Source organism: Oricola indica (assembly GCF_965227485.1).
Taxonomy (GTDB): Bacteria; Pseudomonadota; Alphaproteobacteria; order Rhizobiales; family Rhizobiaceae; genus Oricola; species Oricola indica.
The window spans coordinates 829,060-848,261 of the sequence record NZ_OZ245747.1 but is presented as its reverse complement, the minus strand read 5'-3'; the positions used below and the strand labels follow the sequence as shown (position 1 = coordinate 848,261).

General features: G+C 63.6%; 18 protein-coding genes. 14 read left to right on the top strand and 4 right to left on the bottom strand.

The features are described 5' to 3' along the window. Positions 1 to 64: 64 nt before the first annotated feature. The 4 genes from ACQK2M_RS04455 to ACQK2M_RS04440 form a co-directional block, all read right to left on the bottom strand. A complete protein-coding gene (locus ACQK2M_RS04455) occupies positions 65 to 1,120 on the bottom strand; it encodes a TRAP transporter substrate-binding protein (protein ID WP_425416803.1) in 1,056 nt (351 codons plus the stop codon). Positions 1,121 to 1,250: 130 nt separating this feature from the next. Next, the gene (locus ACQK2M_RS04450) at positions 1,251 to 1,949 is read right to left on the bottom strand and encodes a fumarylacetoacetate hydrolase family protein (RefSeq protein ID WP_425416802.1); all 699 of its coding nucleotides are present in this window, start codon (positions 1,947 to 1,949) and stop codon (positions 1,251 to 1,253) included. Between the two features lie 40 nt (positions 1,950 to 1,989). Next, a complete protein-coding gene (locus ACQK2M_RS04445) occupies positions 1,990 to 2,700 on the bottom strand; it encodes an aspartate/glutamate racemase family protein (RefSeq protein WP_425416801.1) in 711 nt (236 codons plus the stop codon). A gap of 1 nt (position 2,701) precedes the next feature. Then, positions 2,702 to 3,400 carry a GntR family transcriptional regulator gene (locus tag ACQK2M_RS04440; protein ID WP_425416800.1) on the bottom strand — a complete coding sequence of 233 codons (699 nt, stop codon included), beginning with the start codon at positions 3,398 to 3,400 and terminating at the stop codon, positions 2,702 to 2,704. Positions 3,401 to 3,501: 101 nt separating this feature from the next. On the opposite strand from ACQK2M_RS04440, the gene ACQK2M_RS04435 reads away from it, so the two are divergent. From ACQK2M_RS04435 to ACQK2M_RS04370, 14 genes are all read left to right on the top strand, one after another. Then, positions 3,502 to 5,199: a thiamine pyrophosphate-binding protein gene (locus tag ACQK2M_RS04435; RefSeq protein WP_425416799.1), complete on the top strand. Its 1,698-nt coding sequence runs from the start codon at positions 3,502 to 3,504 to the stop codon at positions 5,197 to 5,199. A gap of 1 nt (position 5,200) precedes the next feature. After that, positions 5,201 to 6,367, top strand: a complete 1,167-nt coding sequence (locus tag ACQK2M_RS04430; RefSeq protein ID WP_425416798.1) for an enolase C-terminal domain-like protein — start codon at positions 5,201 to 5,203, stop codon at positions 6,365 to 6,367. 60 nt (positions 6,368 to 6,427) lie between these two features. Then, positions 6,428 to 7,690, top strand: a complete 1,263-nt coding sequence (locus ACQK2M_RS04425; RefSeq protein ID WP_425416797.1) for an NAD(P)/FAD-dependent oxidoreductase — start codon at positions 6,428 to 6,430, stop codon at positions 7,688 to 7,690. 41 nt (positions 7,691 to 7,731) lie between these two features. Further along, a complete protein-coding gene (locus ACQK2M_RS04420) occupies positions 7,732 to 8,706 on the top strand; it encodes a TRAP transporter substrate-binding protein (RefSeq protein WP_425416796.1) in 975 nt (324 codons plus the stop codon). Between the two features lie 52 nt (positions 8,707 to 8,758). Continuing rightward, positions 8,759 to 9,292: a TRAP transporter small permease gene (locus ACQK2M_RS04415; RefSeq protein WP_425416795.1), complete on the top strand. Its 534-nt coding sequence runs from the start codon at positions 8,759 to 8,761 to the stop codon at positions 9,290 to 9,292. A gap of 10 nt (positions 9,293 to 9,302) precedes the next feature. Beyond that, the gene (locus tag ACQK2M_RS04410) at positions 9,303 to 10,619 is read left to right on the top strand and encodes a TRAP transporter large permease (protein WP_425416794.1); all 1,317 of its coding nucleotides are present in this window, start codon (positions 9,303 to 9,305) and stop codon (positions 10,617 to 10,619) included. Positions 10,620 to 10,625: 6 nt separating this feature from the next. Next, positions 10,626 to 11,369 carry a TSUP family transporter gene (locus ACQK2M_RS04405; protein WP_425416793.1) on the top strand — a complete coding sequence of 248 codons (744 nt, stop codon included), beginning with the start codon at positions 10,626 to 10,628 and terminating at the stop codon, positions 11,367 to 11,369. Beyond that, positions 11,366 to 12,319: a hypothetical protein gene (locus ACQK2M_RS04400; protein WP_425416792.1), complete on the top strand. Its 954-nt coding sequence runs from the start codon at positions 11,366 to 11,368 to the stop codon at positions 12,317 to 12,319. The genes ACQK2M_RS04405 and ACQK2M_RS04400 overlap by 4 nt, the downstream gene beginning before the upstream one ends. Before the next feature lie 312 nt (positions 12,320 to 12,631). Further along, positions 12,632 to 13,729 (top strand): ABC transporter ATP-binding protein, encoded by a 1,098-nt coding sequence (locus ACQK2M_RS04395; RefSeq protein ID WP_425416791.1) that lies wholly within the window; start codon positions 12,632 to 12,634, stop codon positions 13,727 to 13,729. Between the two features lie 291 nt (positions 13,730 to 14,020). Next, positions 14,021 to 15,289, top strand: coding sequence for an ABC transporter substrate-binding protein (locus ACQK2M_RS04390; protein WP_223477366.1), 1,269 nt, complete (start codon positions 14,021 to 14,023; stop codon positions 15,287 to 15,289). A gap of 58 nt (positions 15,290 to 15,347) precedes the next feature. Next, the gene (locus ACQK2M_RS04385; protein WP_425416790.1) at positions 15,348 to 16,268 is read left to right on the top strand and encodes a sugar phosphate isomerase/epimerase family protein; all 921 of its coding nucleotides are present in this window, start codon (positions 15,348 to 15,350) and stop codon (positions 16,266 to 16,268) included. Positions 16,269 to 16,276: 8 nt separating this feature from the next. After that, entirely contained in the window at positions 16,277 to 17,218 is a 942-nt protein-coding gene (locus tag ACQK2M_RS04380; protein ID WP_425416789.1) for a carbohydrate ABC transporter permease, read from the top strand. After that, positions 17,215 to 18,081 carry a carbohydrate ABC transporter permease gene (locus ACQK2M_RS04375; RefSeq protein WP_425416788.1) on the top strand — a complete coding sequence of 289 codons (867 nt, stop codon included), beginning with the start codon at positions 17,215 to 17,217 and terminating at the stop codon, positions 18,079 to 18,081. The genes ACQK2M_RS04380 and ACQK2M_RS04375 overlap by 4 nt, the downstream gene beginning before the upstream one ends. A gap of 1 nt (position 18,082) precedes the next feature. Beyond that, positions 18,083 to 19,159, top strand: a complete 1,077-nt coding sequence (locus tag ACQK2M_RS04370; protein WP_425416787.1) for a Gfo/Idh/MocA family protein — start codon at positions 18,083 to 18,085, stop codon at positions 19,157 to 19,159. Positions 19,160 to 19,202 lie beyond the last annotated feature (43 nt).

The following is a 19,202-nucleotide window of genomic DNA, read 5'->3' as shown; positions in this document are numbered from 1 at the left end:
TCCTCCCCTGCGCCCCGGCATGTCGCGGCCGGTCCCGGCGCCAGGCGCCGGGGCCGGTCTAGTGTTAGTTTCCGTCGGTGTATTTCGCAATCAGGCCGCGCGCTTCCTCGAGCAGCCCGGTGCCGTCGACACCCTTCTCGTCCATCTCCTTGACCCAGGCGTCGATCGTGCCGGCGGAGGCGTCGCGCCACTCCTGCACCTCGTCGGGGGTCAGCTCGATGATGTTGTTGCCGCGATCGACAGCGATCTTGCGGACCGGTGCGTCGTATGCGGCCATCGTCTTGCCGGCGAAGGCGGAGAATTCGAGACCGGAATTGGCATCGATCACCGCCTTCAGGTCGTCGGGAAGGCCTTCATAGCGGTCCTTGTTCATCGCGAAGATGAAGGACGTCGTATAAAGCGACGCATCGCCGAACTCGGTGTGGTTGGTCACCAGTTCCGGAACCTTGAGGATACCGGCCACTTCCCACGGGATGACCGTGGCGTCGACCACGCCCTTCGACAGCGCTTCCGGGATGGCCGGAACGGGCATGCCGACCGGCGTCGCGCCCATCGAGGAGAACATCATGTTCGTCACGCGGGTTGGCGCGCGCAGCTTGACGCCGTTGAGGTCTCCGACCGACTTGATCGGCTCCTTCGAATGGATCAGGCCCGGACCATGGACCCAGACACCGATCGTGTGAAAATCCTTGAAATCGTCGTCGAGCATGTATTTCTCGGCGATATCCCAATAGGCCTTCGACGCGGCCTCGGCATTTGTCATCATGAAGGGCAGTTCGAACACCTCGGCGCGCGGGAAACGTCCCGGCGTGTAGCCCGCCACGGTCCAGACGATGTCGGCGACACCGTCGATCGCCTGGTCGATCAGTTCGGGCGGCGTGCCGCCAAGCTGCATCGACGGGAAGCGCTGGATCTTGATGCGTCCGTCGGATTCCGCCTCGACCTTGTCCGCCCACACATCGAGAACGTATTTGGGAACATTTGCCTGCGCCGGCAGGAACTGGTGCAGCCGGAGCGTCACGTTCTGTGCCATCGCCTGCGGCGCGCCGAAACCGCTCGCGAGCGCCGCGAGACCGGCAGCGCCCGCCAGGGCCAGAAGATTTCTACGCACAAACTTCATTGGACTCCTCCTCCGTTTTGAAGCTGAAGGCCGGTTTAACCGGCTTTCTCCTCAAAGCGCTACAATTTTTTTGCTTTTGGCGCCATTTTTCGTAACACGTTGCCACAGGCGACATGGAGCCGCACTGTGACTATTCGGCGTCGCCGATGGTCAGTTCGATCGGATCGAGGCCCTCGATACCGCCGGTAATCCTGTCTCCGGCGACGACCGCGCCGACCCCGGCGGGCGTCCCGGTCATGATCAGATCGCCGGGTGCGAGGTGATAGAAGCCCGACAGATGGCTGACGATCTCCCCGACCTTCCAGATCAGGTCCTCGAGCGTCGCGTCCTGCCGCGTCTCGCCATTGACGTCGAGATGAATGCGCTGACGGGCGACCGCCCCGAAATCGGCAGCCTTGGTGATCGGCCCGACGACAGCCGCGTTCTCGACATCCTTGCCGAGATCCCATGGCCGCTGCTTGACGCGCTCAGCCTGCTGCAGGTCGCGCCGCGTCATGTCGAGACCGCAGCAATAGCCGTAGATCGCCGACATCGCCTCGTCCGGAGAAACCCGGAATGCCGGCGCGCCGATGGCGAGCACGAGCTCCATCTCGTGGTGAAAATTAGAAGTGCCGGGCGGATAGGGAATCGTCGCGCCCGTATGCGTCAGCGTCGTCGCGGACTTGGTGAAATAGAACGGCGCCTCGCGATCGACCTCGAAGCCCATTTCGGCGGCGTGGGCGGCATAATTCCGGCCGACGCAGAAAATGCGGCGCACGGGGTAGGACTTGTCCTCACCCCTGACCGGGATGGATTTGATCTCCGGCGCTTCGAACAGATATCCGCTCATCCGCAGTTCCCCCGTCATGAGTCCTCGGGCAGTACTGACCCTAGAAGCGGCGCGGCGCAAGTCCCGACTGGAACCAGGTGATGAAGCTCTCGATGGTGAACACCGGCAATCCGGTCGCGGCCGCGATATCGGCCGCATAAGGCGTCATGTTCGTGCATTCGAGCACGATGGCTCCCAAGTCCGGATGTGCGGAACACATCGCAAGCGCCGCATCGACATTGTCGCGGCGCGCGAGTTCGATATCGAGCTCCAGTTCGTTGTCGAGAATGACCCGGGTAAACTCACGCCCGCCCTCGGTCGTGCCGAGAGGCGTGCCATCTGGAACGCCGGCCTTCGACAGGTGTTCCGCGGTCAATGTCGAACCGGAAATCGTCAGGAGGCCGGCACGTTTTCCGCGCGGCAAAAGCCGGTTGACCATCGCCACCTGCATCAGGGACGACGTGGCCACGGGCACGCCGACGGCGTCCGCCAGTTCGTCCTGGAACAGAGCGAGAAAGCCGCAGTTGGTCGTGATCCCGTCGACGCCGTCGCGCACGAGGTCGCGCGCCGCCGCAATAAAGGCGTCGAGCGTTCCCGCCGCCCTGTTGCGCACGACGAGATCGGGCGTGGCGTGGCGAACGACGCGGTAGAGAACGGGAAACGGCCATGTGGTCGCATTGCCCATGTCGCCGGGGATCCGCGGAAAGCGCGCATCCAGCATCAGGATGCCGACCGACGCACCGTAAACCGACTTGCCGCCACGAATCTTCATGTCACGCCTCCGCCGGAATGGGCTGGTCGAACAGCCGCTGTTCGCCGGGCATGTAGATACTGGAATAGCCTTCCTTCACGGCCGCGACGACCTGGTCCATGCGCTTGGCAATATGGGTCCGCATGATCGACGCCGCCTTGTCGGCGTCACGCGCCTCGAGCGCGGCCATGATCTGCTTGTGCTCGCCCTTGGTCTCGCGGACGCGAACAGCCATGTCCACCCAGCGGATGAAGCGGATGCGCTCGTTGATCTGCATGAGCTGACGGACGAGTTCCTCGTTGCCCGACAATTTCGCGATACCGACATGGAAGGCCTCGTCGAAGGTCGTGACTTCCCGCACGGTCTTGCCCACATAGGTCAGGCCGTTGGCGTAGAGGCTTTCCTTGAGAGCCGCGAAGTCCTCGTCGGTGCCGCGCCGGCAGGCAAGGCGCACCGCCGCCTCCTCGGCGATCCCGCGCAACTCGTAGAGTTCGTAGATCCGCTTCGGATCCAGCGGCCGGCAGAAAAAACCCTTGCCGGGCTGGAACTCGATCAGCCGCTCGGCGACGAGGCGGTTCAACGCCTCGCGCAGCGGCGTGCGGCTCGCATCGAGCTCGCGGGCCAGCGCGACCTCGTTGATCCGCTCGCCCGGACGGATGCGGAAATTCACCGCCATTTCCTTGAGTTTGCCGTACAGCGCCTCGACGCGGCCTTCGCTCATCGTTCCATACCGGTTTGTCGCGAACTGAGTTGACACAGCCCGATGTCCTTTACAAGATACAAGCCTGTATACAGCTCTGTGCGCAAATGAGGGAGCAAGGCGTGGGCGAAGCAACGAACCGGATGACGGGCGCGGAGGCAATGGTCCGGATGCTGGCGGCGCATGGCGTCACCCACATGTTCGGCCTGTGTGGCGACACGACTCTGCCCTTCTATGACGCGCTTGCTAGGCTTGACCACGGCATCACCCATTTCCTGACCCGCGACGAGCGCCACGCCGCCTATATGGCGGACGGCTATGCCCGCGTTACCGGCAAGCCAGGCGTTTGCGAAGGGCCGTCCGGCGGCGGCGCGACCTACATTCTGCCGGGCGTCGTGGAAGCAAACGAAAGCTCCGTTCCGATCCTCGCGATCACAACGGACGTGGCGACGACGTCACGCGGCCGCTATCCGCTGACCGAACTCGACCAGACCGCTCTGTTTCGGCCGCTCACCAAGTGGAACGCCTCGCTCGACGATGCGTCGCGGCTTCCCGCCATGGTCCGCGCGGCGTTCCGCGCCATGACGACCGGACGGCCGGGCGCCACGCATCTCGCGCTGCCCTTCGACACGCAAAAGGGCCTGGTGGATCCGTCCGAGATATGGGCGGACGAACGGCATCACCACTTTCCTGCGGAGCCCGCCGCCCCCGATCCCCACGCCATCGCCGAGGCCGCAACATGTCTCGCCGGCGCGAAACGGGCGGTCGCCATTTGCGGCGGCGGGCCGGTGATCGCCAGCGCTTTCGACGAATTGCGCGCGCTGGCGCAACTGATCGACCTGCCGGTCGCGACAACCGTTTCCGGCCAGGGCGCCATCGCGGAAACCGACCCCAATGCGGTCGGCGTCGTGGGTTCCAATGGCGGCAACCCGGCGACGCGTGCGCTGGTCGACGAAGCGGATGTGATTGTCTTCATCGGTTGCCGCGCCGGCTCGGTGACCACGGAGCGCTGGCGGTCGCCCACCACCGACAAGACGATCATCCATATCGACAGCGATCCCATGGTGATCGGCGCGAACTACAAGACCGCCGTCGCGATCTGCGCTGACGCTCGCCTCGCGCTCGCCGCCCTCGTGGCGGAATTGCAGACCCGCAACGTCCTGCCGGGTCAGGACGGCGCGGCACGCGCCAAGGCGGCATGGGACGCCAAGCTTGCCGGTTTCGCGCCGCTTGCGACAAGCGGCGAAACGCCGATCCGGCCCGAGCGGGTCATCGCCACCCTGTCCCGCCTGCTCGACGACGATGCCGTCGTCGTGGCGGACCCCGGAACGCCCTGCCCCTATTTTTCCGCGCATTACCGCTGGCGCGGGGCGGGGCGGAATTTCATCACCAACCGCGCGCATGGCGCGCTGGGCTACGCACTCGCCGCCTCGATGGGCGCCCATATCGGACGCCCCGGCGTGAAGACCATCGCGGCGATGGGTGATGGATCCTTCGGCTTTTGCTGCGGCGAGTACGAGACGATCACACGCTACAACATGCCGATCACCTCGATCGTGTTTTCCAATTCCACCTTTGGCTGGATCAAGGCCGGACAGAATTCGGGCTTCGGCCAGCGTTTCTACAATGTCGATTTCAACCGGACCGACCATGCCGCGGTCGCCAGCGCCTTCGGTGTGAAATCGTGGCGCGTCGAGGACCCGGACGATCTGGAACCCGTTTTGAAAGAGGCATTGGCCCATGATGGACCAACGCTTGTCGACGTGATCTCGCAGCCGCTGCACGAGGCCCAGGCCCCGGTTTCGGAATGGGTGGCGTGAGATGACGAGCACGCTGCCGGACGAACGAATCATCGCTTTCGACGTCTGGCACTGCGCGCTGCCGGTTGTCGGCCGCCGCGACCACGGCATTGGTTCCGTCGGCGGCACGATCGAGGTCGTCATCCTGCGCCTGACCGGCGAGAGCGGCCTCCAAGGCTTCGGCGAAGCCTCGCCATGGACCGTCTTTACAGGCACGCCGGAAGCGAGCTTCGCAGCGCTCGATCGCTATTTCCGGCCGCTGGTCGTCGGGCGGTCGCTGAAGGAACACGGCGCGATCATGGAGGAGGCGAGCAGGACGGTGGTCCACTGTACCGAGGCCAAGGCCGCGCTCGATACGGCACTGCTCGATCTCGCGGGACAGGTCACCGGCAATCCCCTCTGGTCGTTCCTCGGCGAAAAATGCCGCGACGAAATTCCGCTGTCCTGCTCCATCGCCAGTCCGGATTTCGAGGCGGACCGTGCTCTCCTCGAAAGGCTGGAGGGCGACGGCGTCTCCATCGTCAAGCTGAAGGCCGGTTTTCGCGATCACGCATTCGATGTCATGCGGCTCGAACACATCCGCAAGCATCATCCGGGCATGGCTGTCCGCGTCGATTACAACCAGGGCCTCACGCGTGAAGCAGCGCTGGTCCAGGTGCCGGACATCGCCGCGCGGTTCCGGCCCGATTTCATCGAGCAGCCTGTACGCGCCGGCGATTATCGCACCATGGCGGAACTTCGCGGCCTGATCGACGTGCCCCTGCTCGCCGACGAGAGCGTGTTCGGTCCGGAAGACATGCAGCGCGCCATCGACGAGGGCATTTGCGACGGCGTTTCCATCAAGATCATGAAATCCGGCGGGCTCGAACGGGCAAGGCAAACGGCCGGCATGGCGTTCGCGGCAGGGCTGTCGGCCTATGGCGGCGACATGTTCGAAACCGGGCTCGCCCATCTGGCCGGCGTCCACATGATCGCCACGACACCGGAGATCACGCTTGGCTGCGAATTCTACCAGGCCCGCTACTTCCTGGCCGAAGACCTGCTCGAGAAACCGTTTCCCTGCGAGGGCGGCGGCGTGCGCGTGCCGGACACGCCAGGCCTTGGAATGTCGCCCGACATGGGACGGATCGAACGGTTTGCGATTCAGGCGGCCTTGGACCAGAATCACAAAACGCTGATAAATTGTTGACAAAATGTAGATGTGTGCCACGATGCCCCGATAGGGTGCAGGTCGGAGATGACGAACCGAATGCCTGAGAAAACGAGTAAAGCAGGAAAAACGGTCGCCGTAATCGGCGCGGGCATTGTCGGCGTCTCGACCGCGATCTGGCTGCAGCGCGACGGCCATGACGTCATCCTCATCGACAAGGCCGGCCCCGGCGAGGGCACAAGTCACGGCAATGGCGGCGTTCTCGCCTCCTGTTCGATCGTCCCCGTCACCGTCCCCGGCCTGTTGGCAAAAGCCCCGCGCATGCTGTTCGATCCGAACCAGCCGCTATTCCTGAAATGGAGTTACCTGCCCAAACTCGTGCCTTGGCTGATCCGCTATCTCGGCAACGCCAATGTCGACGCCGTCCATCGCCGCGCCGCGGCGCTTCACCAGATCATCGGTGACAGCCTTGCCGATCACCAGGCGCTCTCCGCGGGGACCGGCGCGGAAAAATGGATCGTGCCGTCGGATTACCTGTTCCTCTACAATGACCGCGCCCACTACGAGAGCGACGCTTTCGGCTGGTCGGTGCGCAAGGCGAACGGCTTTGAATGGGACCTCCTCGAAGGCGAAGCCTTCCGCGCATACGATCCGGCCTACGGACCGGCGCTCGACTGCGCGGTACGCCTGAAAGACCATGGCCGCATCGCCGATCCTGGCCGCTACGTGAAGGACCTTGCCGCCCATGCGGAGGCGAATGGCGCGCGCATCCTGATCGGAGAAGCGTCCGACATCGTCCGCGAGAACGGCAGCGTGATCGGCGTGCGCGTCGGCGGCGAGACGGTCGCCTGCGACGCTGCCGTGCTGGCGACCGGGGTCTGGTCCGGCCCGCTGGCGAAAAAACTCGGTATCGACGTGCCGCTGGAAAGCGAGCGCGGCTACCACCTCGAGCTCTGGGAGCCGAACATCATGCCGCGTTCGCCCGTCATGGTCGCTTCCGGCAAGTTCGTCGCGACGCCGATGGAAGGCCGCCTGCGCCTGGCCGGCATCGTCGAATTCGGCGGGCTCGATGCGCCGCCGTCGCGCGCGCCATATGCGCTTTTGAAGAAAAACATCGAGGCCGCGATCCCCGGAATCGCGTGGAAGGAAACGCGCGAATGGATGGGCCATCGCCCGTCCGTCGCCGATTCCATCCCCGTCATCGGCGCGGTACCGGGCGTCGAAGGCGCCTTCCTCGGCTTCGGTCACGATCATGTCGGCTTGACCGGCGGGCCGAAAACCGGTCGCTTGCTTGCACAGCTTGTCTCGGGCCTCAGCCCGAACATGGACCTTGCGCCCTATTCGCCAACGCGGTTTCAATAGGGCGTCAGGAGATCAGAAGTGGTTCAACAGGGAGAACTATCATGAAGACAGTCAAGACATTGATGGCCGCCACGGCCATCGCCACGCTCGGCACAAGCGCCGCGCTGGCGGAAAAGTGGGACATGCCCATGGCCTATGCCGCCACCAACTTCCATTCGGAAGTCGGCGCCGAATTCGCCAAATGCGTGACCGACGGCACCGATGGCGCACTGGAGATCGTCACGCATCCTTCCGGTTCGCTGTTCTCGGGCAACGAGATCAAGCGTGCGGTGCAGACCGGCCAGGCCAATATCGGCGAACGCCTGATCTCCGCGCATCAGAACGAAAACCCGCTCTACGGCGTCGATTCCATTCCGTTCCTCGTCTCCTCCTTCGATGAGCATGAAAAGCTCTGGTCGATCGCCGGGCCGAAAGTTGCCGCCGCGCTCGATGCGGACAATCTGCACTATCTCTATTCCGTGCCGTGGCCGCCGCAGGGCCTCTACATGAACAAGGAGATCAACTCGATCGAGGATCTCAAGGGCGTGAAGTTCCGCTCCTATTCGACCGCCACGGCTCGCATGGCTGAACTGACCGGCATGCTGCCGGTGCAGGTCGAAGCCGCCGAACTGTCTCAGGCGCTGGCCACCGGCGTTGCCGAGAGCTTCATCTCGTCGGGCGCGACGGGTTACGACCGCAAGGTCTGGGAGCATCTCAGCCACTTCTACGAAGTCGATGCGTGGCTGCCGCGCAACATCGTCTTCGTCAACAACGACGCATGGAACGGTCTGGACGATGCCACCAAGGCCGTCATGAACGACTGCGCCGCCGCGGCGAAGGCCGATGGTTTGCAGCGCTCCAAGGACTACACCCAGTTCACGCTGGATGGCCTCAAGGAAGGCGGCATGACGGTTCAGCGCGCCGGCGATACGCTGGTCGAGGAACTGCAGGCCATCGGCGAGACCATGACCAATGAGTGGCTGGAAAGCGCCGGCGAAGATGGCAAGGCCATCGTCGACGAGTACAAGTCCATGTAACGAACCGGGCCGGATCACACGATCCGGCCCGTTTTTCCTGACGGAGGGGCCCATGCTTGCCGCTGGCCGCGCGCTCAGGCGCGTACTCGACACGATCTACACCGCCGGCGGCGTCGTCGCGGCGCTGTTCCTGATCGCCATCCTCGTGATCATCGTCCTGCAGATGCTGGCGCGCTGGACCGGACAGGTGTTTCCCGGCGCGACCGACTATGCCGGCTACTGCATGGCCGCCGCCTCCTTTTTCGCGTTCGCATACGCGCTCAATCATGGCGCACATATCCGCGTGTCGATCTTTCTCAACGCGCTTGGCAGCAAGCGCCGCTGGGGCGAACTCTGGTGCTTCCTCATCGGCACCGCCGCCACGACCTATTTCGCCTGGTACGCGGTGCGCGGAACCTACTGGTCCTGGAAACTCAAGGACATCAGCCAGGGCCTCGACGCGACGCCGGTCTGGATACCGCAACTGTCCATGTCGATCGGGACGATCCTGCTCGCCATTTGCTTCTGGGATCACCTGATCCGCATTATTTTCACCGGTTCGCACGGGATCAAGGCCGATCTCATCGAACAAAGCCACGCCGAATAGGAGACGCGCCTTGGAACAACTGGCCCCGATCGCGATCTTCCTTTTCGTCCTGTTCCTGCTACTCGGCTCAGGTGTCTGGGTTGGACTGGCGCTGCTCGGCGTCGCCTATGTCGGCATGGAACTGTTCACAACACGGCCCGCCGGCGACGCCATGATCACCAAGATCTGGACGTCCTCCTCCTCCTGGACGCTCACCGCCCTGCCCCTTTTCATATGGATGGGCGAGATCCTCTATCGAACGCGATTATCGGAGGACATGTTCAAGGGGCTGTCGCCATGGATGGCGCGGCTGCCCGGCGGCCTGATCCACACCAATATCGTCGGCTGCACTGTCTTCGCCGCCGTTTCCGGCTCGTCCGCCGCGACGCTGACGACGGTCGGCAAGATGTCGATCCCGGAACTGCGCAAGCGCAAATATCCCGAAACGATGGTCATCGGGACGCTCGCCGGTGCGGCGACGCTCGGCCTGATGATCCCGCCATCGCTGACGCTTATCGTCTATGGCGTGACGATCAACGAGTCGATCACCAAGCTCTTCATCGCGGGCATCCTTCCGGGACTGGTGCTGGCCGCGATGTTCATGGGCTATGTCGCGATCTACTCACGCCTATCGAAGGACTACAATCCGACGCCGGAACCGACGATGACGTTTTGGGAGAAGGTGAAGAATTCCCGTTTCCTGATCCCGGTTATCTGCCTGATCCTCCTGGTGATCGGTTCGATGTATCTGGGCTACGCGACCGCGACGGAGGCAGCGGCCTTCGGCGTCATCGGTTCGCTCGTCCTGGCTGCCGGTCAGCGATCGCTCACGCTTTCGACCTTCTCGGAAAGCCTCATGGGCGCCGTGCGCACATCCGCGATGATCGCCCTGATCCTGGCCGGCGCCGCCTTCCTGTCGCTGTCCATGGGTTTCACCGGCCTGCCGCGCGGCCTCGCAACGCTGATCGACTCGCTCGACCTGACCCGCTTCGAACTGCTGATGGCGCTCCTCGTCTTCTACATCATCCTCGGATGCTTCCTCGACGGGATTTCCTCGGTCGTGCTCACCATGGCGGTGGTCGAACCGATGATCCGGCAGGCGGGCATCGACATCATCTGGTTCGGCATCTTCATCGTCGTTGTCGTCGAGATGGCGCAGATCACCCCGCCGATCGGCTTCAACCTCTTCGTCCTTCAGGGCATGACGCATCACGAGATGAACTTCATCGCGCGCGCCGCGATCCCGATGTTCCTCATCATGGTGCTGATGGTGTTCGTGCTGATCGCCTTTCCTGATCTCGCGACCTGGTTGCCGGAGAACATGCGCCAGAGGCCCGGGGGCGGCTAGCAACCCTTGGAAAACGCCTTCTTCCACTTCTGGGCCTCGCCCTGGCTGGCGGCGGCGATCCTCGCGATCGTCTTCACGGCCGCGATCGTGCAGGTCAAGCTCGGCATGGGGTTCGGGCTCACGGCCGCGCCGCTCCTCGCGCTGATCGACCCCGAACTCGTCCCCGCCTCTGTGCTGTTTCTCGGCCTCTCCACGGCGACATGGGGCGCATGGTCCGAGCGCGCGTCGATCCACTGGCGTGAGGTCACCATCGCCTCGATCGCGCGCATCGTCGGCGTCGCGCTCGCCACCGTGATCCTCGCGAACCTCGCCGACCGCGACACCTTCACCCTCGTCTTCGGCGTGATGATCGGGCTGGCCGTCCTCCTCTCGGTCGCCGGCTGGCGGCTGCCTTTCAAATCGCCGAGCCTCGTCGCCATGGCGACGGTTTCGGGCATCATGGGCACAATCACCTCGGTCGGCGCGCCGCCGCTCGCCATCGTTTATCAGGACCGTCCCGCCGCCGAAGCCCGGCCGACGCTGGCCGCCTTCTTCGCGCTGGGCTGCGGGATCTCGCTGGCGGGTCTGTATCTTTCCGGTTGGGCGGACTTGCGCAATTTTATGCTCGCCATCGTCATGGCTCCCGCAATGCTGGCCGGGCTGGCCGTCGCGCGGCGGATCGGAGGCCGGTTCGACCGGCGCTACCGCCCCGCGCTTCTGGCGATCAGCGGCACCGCTGCAATCATCCTGATCGCCCGGGGGCTGGCGTGAACCCCGTCATCACCCTTCTGACGCTTGCCGCACGCCACGGCCGCATGCTTCTGGTCGCCGGGCTCGTCGCCGGCATCGCCCTGCCCGGCGTGGCGATCGCCTTCAAGCCCTGGCTGCAGGAAATGGTCGCCGCGCTGCTGTTCATCGCCGCGCTGCGGATCGGTCCGCGTCAGGCATTGGGCGCGATCCGCAATCTTCCGGTCGTGGTCGGTATCGCGGCGGTTTATCAGCTCGCCCTGCCGCTGACCGCCATCGCGGTCCTCACCATGGCGGGATGGACCGGCGCCCCTCTCGCCACCGCGCTGGTCCTGATGCTTGCCGCCTCCTCGATTTCCGGCAGCCCCAATCTGACGATCCTGACCGGCCACGACCCGGCACCCGCGCTGCGCCTTCTGATCATCGGCACGGCCATCCTGCCATTCACAGTACTGCCGGTCTTCTGGCTGCTGCCCGAACTCGGCACGGCCGCCGAGGTGATCGGCGCGGCAAGCCGGCTCTTCGCGGCAATCGCGATCGCCACCGCGGCGGCCTTCCTGGTTCGCGGCGTGCTGCTTCGCGATCCGGCTCCGCGCGTCGTCGAGGCGCTCGACGGGCTGTCGGCAATCGCCATGGCGGTCGTCGTGGTCGGACTGATGTCGGCCGTCGGACCGGCGGTTACCGGGACGCCTCTCGCCTTTCTCGGCTGGCTCGCCATCGCCTTCGCCGCCAATTTCGGCCTGCAGGCGCTCGCCGCGCTCGTTCTGACGAGGACATCGCTGCGCGACCGGGCGGTTCCCTTCGCGATCATCGCCGGCAACCGCAACATCGCGCTGTTCCTGGTCGCCCTGCCCGCGCATGTGACCGACCCGGTGCTGCTCTTCATCGGCTGCTACCAGATCCCGATGTATCTCACGCCCTTGTTGATGCGTGGCTTCTACAACCGGATCGAGCGCCGCACGGTCCGTGCCTGACTGACGCTCACCGGCGAGCCAAACGTGGTCACTTCCGGACGTCGGTCAAAGGTCCCCATTCCGGGTCAATCGGCAGCCCAGCGACACCGGTGATTGAGAAGGCCACATGGCCAAAGATGGAGATCATCGCGCAAAGCGGCGTTCGAAATCATCGTCTGGTTTCGCCGGCCCTCTTTGCGCGAGAGGGATTGACAGGCTTTCTTTCACCGTCGAATATCATTCGTGTACGAACTATATTGCGCCCTCGGTCACGATCGTGATTGACCAGACAATCGAGCTCCGAGGCAAACAACTCCGCAAGGGAGACGTTATTTGGCCGAGGTTGAACTCAGAGGCATACGCAAATCCTTCAGCGGTACGGAAATCCTGCACGATGTGAACGTCGATATTCCCGACGGTGAGTTCGTGGCCCTGGTCGGCCCTTCCGGCTGCGGAAAATCGACGCTTCTGAGACTGCTCGCGGGCCTTGATCATCCGTCCAGCGGCAAGATCCTGATCGACGGCAATGTCGTCAATTTCCTTCCGCCCAAGCGCCGCGACATCGCCATGGTGTTTCAAAGCTATGCGCTCTACCCCCACATGACCGTCGCCAGGAACATGGCGTTCTCGCTCAAGCTCAAGGGCATGGCGGAGGACGAGATCAACACGCGCGTCAGCGAGGCCGCGCGCATGCTCGACCTCGAGCCGCTGCTGGGACGCAAGCCCTCCGAATTGTCCGGCGGTCAGCGTCAGCGTGTGGCCATGGGCCGCGCAGTGGTCCGCGAACCGAAGGTTTTCCTGTTCGACGAACCACTCTCCAATCTGGATGCCAAGTTGCGGGTACAGATGCGCGGCGAAATCAAGGAGCTTCACCGCAAGCTTGGCACCACGATCGTCTACGTCACCCATGACCAGATCGAGGCGCTGACCATGGCCGACCGCATCGTGGTGATGAACGCCGGACGCGTCGAGCAGATCGGCGCACCGCTGGATGTCTATGATCGTCCCGAAACCACCTTCGTCGCCGGTTTTGTCGGTTCGCCCGCCATGAACCTCCTGCCGGGAAAGCTCACGGCGGGAGAAAACGGCACCTTCACGTCCGACAAGGGGCTTTCGCTGCCAATCGGCGCCGTGCCGGCGGCATTCGACGGCCGCCCGGTCATTTGCGGCTTCCGGCCCGAGCATCTCGTTGCAGGCGACACCATCGATGCGGCGGTCTCGGTATCCGAGCCGACCGGATCGGAAACCCTCATCCTCGCGAAAGCGAAGGGAGAGCAGATCACCGTGTTCGTCCGCGACCGGATGGATGCCCGCCATGGCGAACGGATCGGTCTTTCCGTCAGCCCGGAACAGCTTCATTTCTTCGCCCCCGACAACGGCCGGAGAATGGAACTGACGGCGGACCAGGAGACAGTAGCCCGTATCGCCTGACCGCGGCGGATACGGCAAAAATCCGCACGATTTTTGCGCCTACGGCTCCACGGCCGCGGGTCAAAAGGCGTCACTTGCCTCAATTTAAGGCATTGAAAAATTTGCCATTTTTATGGAATTCGCACCATTGACATATTCCGCATATCCTGCGTGAATTACTTCGTACACAAACTAATAAACCCAAAGAGGTGGAACCCGCAGATGCCATTCACATCATCGTCCCCCGATCCGAATAAGTCCCGCCGGTCGCCTCGCGCGTTCGGCCTTGCAGCCGTGGTTGCCGCGGCACTGATGACCGCAACATCGCCGCTCGCTCACGCCGAGGGCGTGACCCTGAAAGTCTTCGGCGGCTCGTCGCTCGACAAGCTCGCCCCCCGCCAGAAACCCGACGACCAGGCTCGCATCGAAAAAGAGGTCATCGACGGCTTCCTCGAAGCCTATCCGGACGTCGAGGCCGTGGAATGGGATGCCCAGGGCCCGCAGGGCGACGGCGTCCAGCGGCTCGTGACCGCCATGCTCGCGCAGCAGGAAATCGACCTGATCAGCTGCTCGGCCTACCATACCAACGGCACCTATATCCGCCGCGGCCTCCTCAAGCCGATCACGGGCATGACGGACGCCTTCGCCGACCGCGTCGAACCCTCCGCGTTCAACGCCTACGAACAGAACGGCGAACTCTACGGCGTGCCGATCTCGACCATGTCGACCTCGACCATCTACTACAACAAGGACATGTTCGCCGAACTCGGCATCGATGTTCCCGAAACCTATGAGGATGTCGTCGCCGCCGCTCCCAAGTTCGCGGAAATGGGCGTCATTCCGATGATCCACCAGGGCGCCAATGCACCGCTCTGGCCGATGTGGTATTTCGAGACCTTCTCGCAGGCCTCCGGCGATCCCATCGAGGCAACCTCCGCAAATCTCGCCGGCGAGGGCAAGTTCAACGACGAGGCCGGCGTGGAAGCCTTCGCGCTGATCAAGAAATGGGTCGATGACGGCATTCTTTCGCCGGAATCGCTTTCGGTCGACCAGGCCGGCATGCGCGCCGCTTTCGTCAACGGCAAGGCCGCGATGTATTACGGCGGCACTTGGGAAATCCCCGCGCTGCGCGATCAGGTCAGCGATTTCGAATGGGGCGTGTTCCCCTTCCCGAAGATGGCCGGCACACCGGGTGACCCGGGCCATGGCGGCGGTCCCGACAACGGTATCTGCATCTCCTCCTCCATCGCTCCGGAGAAGATGGATGCCGCACTGGGCTTCATCGAATACCTGACCCGTCCGGAAGTCGCCACGCTCTACCTCGCCCCCGAGGAGCCGCTCGGCACCTCCATCAAGGGCGTCGCTGGCGTGCAGGCCGACTATGCCGAGGTTCTGCGCGAGAAGAACTTCCCCGCCACCATCAAGTTCCTCGACTGGATCTGGCCGTCGGAAGTCACCCGCGCGGTTGCTTCCAGCATCGCCGGCGTGGTGGGCGGAGAGGTGACCCCGCAGGAGGCCGCCGACACCGTGCAGCAGGCCTATGACGACCTCGTCGACCAGGGGCAGTGGCCGCCGAAATAAGCGGCACTTGGCCGACCGGAAAACACCGTTCAACTCAAACAAAAAGACGACTGCGACAATGAAGAAAGAACAGCTCTTTTCGATCGGCTACCATCTCAACAGCTGGGATCTGGCCGGGCTGCCCATCAAGCCCGCGCTGGAATTCCTCAAGGGGCAGGGTTTCGAATGGTTCGAGATCCTGGCCTGGAACTCCCTGTCGGACGTCTTCGCCCGCAAATACATGGACCTCGGCCCGCAGGAGCCGGCCGAGGTCATCACCGACACGACCTTCCTGCGCCGCATGGCGACACTCTCGCAAGGGCAGCGGGAACAGGGCATCCGCCTCTCCTCGCTCTACTGCAACGGCACCTTCACCGATCCGAAGATGTGGCCGTGGGAGCGTGATGCGTTCGAGGCCATCGCCCGCATCCTCGCCGGTTTTGGCGCGCCGGTTCTGGTCATGGGCGGCGGCCCCTCGGAAGCCATCGCCGGCAAACACACCGCCGACGACTACAAGACCTTCTGCCGCTCTCTGGAGGAAATCGGCCGCATCACAAAGGAATTCGGCGTCGAGACCGTCTATCACCCGCATCTCGACACCTTTGTCGAGACCCGCGAACAGCTCGACCGGATGATGGACGAACTCGATACCAACTGCGCGGGCCTGTGCATCGATCCGGCCCATCTGGTGCAGACAAACTCCGACCCGGTGGACGCGACCAAAACCTATATCGAGGCCATCCGCTACATGCACTTCAAGGATTCGGCCGTCGACCCGACCCTCAAGGGCTTCGACCGCTATGCCGCGTTCTGCGAGCTCGGCGCCGGCGTCGTCGATCTGAAGGGCCTCGCGGACGTGCTGATCGAGGCCGAATATGACGGGCTCGCCATCATCGAGCTCGACGTCTCGCAGAAGACCGCCGAGCAAAGCACGATCGAGAGCATCGCCTATGTGACGGAAGAACTCGGTCTCTCCCTCAACCCCGCCAAGGCAGGCTGAGTCAGGACATGGCCCGGAGCGGACCGGAACAGGCCAACGAGGAGGCGTGGCAGCCGTCGCGCCTCTCCCGTCTCATCGAAAGCGACGGGTTCGCCGCGGCGGTGATGATCCTGCCGGCGACGCTTCTGCTCGGCACGTTCTTCCTGTGGCCGTTCTTCTACGGCGTTTGGCTGAGCATGACCAACTGGGACGGCTTCTCCCAGCCGGCCTTCATCGGTCTGCGCAATTTCACCCGCCTGTGGTCGGACCGGATCTTCCTCGGCGCACTCGAGAACAACGTCATCTTCGTCTTCTGGGTGGTGATCCTGAAGAACGTGCTGGGCCTTGCCGTCGGGCTCCTGCTTCAACGCGCCGGCGTCGGCCGCGCCTTTTTCAGGGCTTCGATCTTTCTGCCGGTGACCATGTCCTTCGTGGCCGTTGGCCTGCTCTGGTCCTGGATCTACAATCCGATATTCGGCCTGCTCAACGCCGTCCTGGATTTTACCGGCATGTCGGGCCTCAAGCTCTCCTGGCTCGGAGATGCGAATGTCGCCCTCTACTCGGTCATCGCGGTCGATGTGTGGAAATGGCTCGGCTTTCACTCTGTTATCTATCTCGCCGGGCTGCAGGCGCTGCCGACCGAGGTCTATGACAGCGCCCGGATCGACGGCGCCTCGGCCTGGCACCGTTTCCGCTACATCACCGTTCCCTTGATGATGCCGGTCATTTTCATCAACACGATCCTCGCCTTCTCCGGCGCCTTCGTCCGCAACTTCGACATCGTCTATGTGCTGACCAAGGGCGGCCCGAACCATGCGACCGAGGTCGTGCTCACCGACATGATGAACCGCGCCTTCTCGGACGGGGCGATCGGCTATGCCGCGGCGATGGGCTACGTGCTCTTCCTGATCGTCGTCGTCCTCAGCGTCGGCCTGTTGATGCTGATGCGGCGCTGGAGGCTGGAAGTATGACCGCCACGACGTTCGACGAAGAACGCGCGCCGCGCGATCTCGGCAAGTTTCTCGAGGCTGCCGGCGTCTATGCGGCGCTGAGCCTGCTCGCGCTGCAGACGATCTATCCGCTGCTCTGGGTGCTTTTCGGCTCGCTCAAGACCAAGGGCGGGATGATGAACAACATCTGGGGCCCGCCGCGCAGCCTCGAACTGTCGAACTATTCGGAAGCCTGGCGGATCGCCGGCATGGGCGACCGTATCCTCAACAGCCTGACCGTCACCGCCCTGGCGCTGGTCGTCCTCATTGTCGTTGCAACGCCCTGTGCCTATGCGCTCGCCCGGCTTCGGTTCCGCGGACGGGCCATCGTTCTCGCCATCATCGTCGGCGCCATGCTGGTGCCGCCCCAGGTGATGGCGATCCCGCTTTTCGTCGTCGCGGCGCAGCTCAAGATGGTCAACAGCCTCTTCGGCATCTCGATCATCTACGCCGTGACATCGCTGCCTCTTTCTGTCTTCATACTGCGCAGCTTCTTTCTCACGCTCCCCACGGAACTCGAGGACGCCGCGCGCGTCGATGGTGCCAGCCGGCTCGACATTCTCGTAAAGGTCATGCTGCCGCTCGCGCGCCCCGGCATGGCGCTGGTGACGATCTTTGCCTTCATCGAGATCTGGAACGATTTCTTTCTCGCTTTCCTGCTTCTCAGGCAGCCAGCGGTCCAGACCATCCCGCTCGGGCTCGTGGCCTTTTTCCAGCAGTACGATTCCCTCTGGAACCTCTATTTCGCGGCACTCATGATGACCACGCTGCCCGTCATCCTGATCTTCGTGCTGATGCAGCGGCAGTTTATCGCCGGCATTACCGCCGGCGCGACGAAAGGTTGAAATGACAGCGAAACCAATTGGCGTCGGCGTGGTCGGTTGCGGCAAGATCGCCCAGATGATGCACCTGCCGACGCTGCAGGAACTGCCTGAGTTCACAATCGCGGCAATCTGCGACATCTCGGAAAAAGTGCTCGGGGAAATCGGCGAAATGTACGGCGTCGAGCGCCGCCATACCGGGTTCCAGGCGCTGATCGACGATCCGGCCGTCGAGGCGGTGCTGATCTGCAATTTCGACCACGGCAAGGTCGTCGAGGCATGCCTGAAATCCGGCAAGCACATGCTGGTGGAAAAGCCGCTCGCCTTCACGCCGTCCGAAGGAAGGCCGCTCGTCGAGGCGGCCGCGAAATCGGACGCCGTCAATCTGATCGGCTACATGAAGTTCTACGACGAAGGCTATGTCGAAGGCTGCGAACAGATCCGCGCGGCCGGCAAGCCGAAATCGATCCAGGTCCATGATTTCGCCGGTGTCTTCGATCCCTATGACGGGCTCTACACGCTGAGCCAGGGTTCGGACGTCGCGCCGGAACTCCTGTCGAAGGAGCCCGCGGACGCGGCCGCGCGGATCGAAGCGGAACTCGGCCCCGACCACGCGGCATATCGCGATCTCTACCAGATGCTCCTGATGCTCGGCAGCCACGATCTCGCTGCCCTGCGGGGCGCGTTCGGCGCGCCCGAAACGGTGCTCTATGCACGCGCGCCGAACATGTCGCATATCATGGCCGTGCTCGGCTACGCTAACGACGTGACGGCGGTGCTCGAGGTCTCCTTCGGGGCGCAGTACGAATGGTGGGACGAGTGGATGGAGGTCCACGGCGACACCAGCATCGTCCGCATCGACTTCCAGCATCCTTACGTGCGCAATGCCCCGGCGACCGTCAGGGTGCGCAAGCCGGCAAACGGCAAAGGCGCTGATACCGTGATGACGCCCCTTCCCGAGGACGCCTTCCGCCGCGAGTGGCAGCATTTCGCCCGCTGCATTCGCGACAAGGAAACGCCCGTCACGCCGATTGCTGGCGGCCTGTCCGATCTCGAACTGGCGCTTGCCATCATCAAGGCATTGCCGCCGCTCAAGGGCTGACGTCCCTCTAAAACGAAAGAAGCCGGCGACCTTTGCGGGTCGC

Coding starts and splice junctions, on each gene's coding strand:
- ACQK2M_RS04385 (WP_425416790.1), top strand. CDS start 15,348: ATGAAGAAAGAACAGCTCTTTTCGATCGGCTACCATCTCAACAGCTGG.
- ACQK2M_RS04440 (WP_425416800.1), bottom strand. CDS start 3,400: ATGAGCGAAGGCCGCGTCGAGGCGCTGTACGGCAAACTCAAGGAAATG.
- ACQK2M_RS04420 (WP_425416796.1), top strand. CDS start 7,732: ATGAAGACAGTCAAGACATTGATGGCCGCCACGGCCATCGCCACGCTC.
- ACQK2M_RS04425 (WP_425416797.1), top strand. CDS start 6,428: ATGCCTGAGAAAACGAGTAAAGCAGGAAAAACGGTCGCCGTAATCGGC.
- ACQK2M_RS04375 (WP_425416788.1), top strand. CDS start 17,215: ATGACCGCCACGACGTTCGACGAAGAACGCGCGCCGCGCGATCTCGGC.
- ACQK2M_RS04380 (WP_425416789.1), top strand. CDS start 16,277: ATGGCCCGGAGCGGACCGGAACAGGCCAACGAGGAGGCGTGGCAGCCG.
- ACQK2M_RS04455 (WP_425416803.1), bottom strand. CDS start 1,120: ATGAAGTTTGTGCGTAGAAATCTTCTGGCCCTGGCGGGCGCTGCCGGT.
- ACQK2M_RS04450 (WP_425416802.1), bottom strand. CDS start 1,949: ATGAGCGGATATCTGTTCGAAGCGCCGGAGATCAAATCCATCCCGGTC.
- ACQK2M_RS04370 (WP_425416787.1), top strand. CDS start 18,083: ATGACAGCGAAACCAATTGGCGTCGGCGTGGTCGGTTGCGGCAAGATC.
- ACQK2M_RS04445 (WP_425416801.1), bottom strand. CDS start 2,700: ATGAAGATTCGTGGCGGCAAGTCGGTTTACGGTGCGTCGGTCGGCATC.
- ACQK2M_RS04430 (WP_425416798.1), top strand. CDS start 5,201: ATGACGAGCACGCTGCCGGACGAACGAATCATCGCTTTCGACGTCTGG.
- ACQK2M_RS04390 (WP_223477366.1), top strand. CDS start 14,021: ATGACCGCAACATCGCCGCTCGCTCACGCCGAGGGCGTGACCCTGAAA.
- ACQK2M_RS04415 (WP_425416795.1), top strand. CDS start 8,759: ATGCTTGCCGCTGGCCGCGCGCTCAGGCGCGTACTCGACACGATCTAC.